Source organism: Parasutterella secunda (genome assembly GCF_023336895.1).
GTDB classification, from domain to species: domain Bacteria; phylum Pseudomonadota; class Gammaproteobacteria; order Burkholderiales; family Burkholderiaceae_F; genus Aphodousia; species Aphodousia faecalis.
In genome coordinates this window covers 1-581 of sequence record NZ_JAMBLT010000030.1, presented here as the reverse complement: position 1 = coordinate 581, position 581 = coordinate 1, and the positions used below count along the sequence as shown (strand labels likewise).

Here is a 581-nt window from a genome sequence, read left to right as displayed (position 1 = left end):
GGAAATGTTGTGGCTCTCAGAATGCTATTCCCAGTGCCTGCAGCAATCAATGAAGGATCTGTCTCGAGCTTATTGCAATTTCTTTTCAGGAAGAACTGCTTATCCCGTTTTCCATCGAAAGTACGGGGCAAACGACGCCTTTCGCTATCCGCAAGGATTCAAAATTGATGAAACCGGCAAGCAGATTTATTTACCCGGGATCGGCTTTGTGAAGTACAGACGCAGCCGATACATTGAAGGCAAAGCGAAAAATATCACTGTTATTCGTAAGGCCGACGGCTGGTACGTCTCTATTCAAACAGAATACGAAAAAGAAGTTCCCGTACACCAAGGCGATGAAGTTGGGATGGATATGGGGGTGGTGTGGTTTTGCACGCTCACGGACGGAACACAGATTTCGCCTTGCAACGCGTTGAAAAAACATTTGAAAAAATTAGTGCAATTGCAAAGAGCATTGTCCCGAAAGGAGAAATTCAGCAGTAATTGGAGAAAGGCTCAAAGGGAAGTTGCGAAACTGCATCAACGGATCGGCAACATACGTCAGGACTTTATCAATAAAGTCGCGTTGGATTTAAGCAAAA

The 581-nt window shown here is 44.8% G+C and carries 1 protein-coding gene; it reads left to right on the top strand.

Going from position 1 to position 581, the window contains the following annotated elements:
* Positions 1-49 precede the first annotated feature (49 nt).
* The coding region (locus M3080_RS09155) for an RNA-guided endonuclease InsQ/TnpB family protein (protein WP_249092819.1) at positions 50-581 on the top strand (532 nt) is incomplete at its 3' end.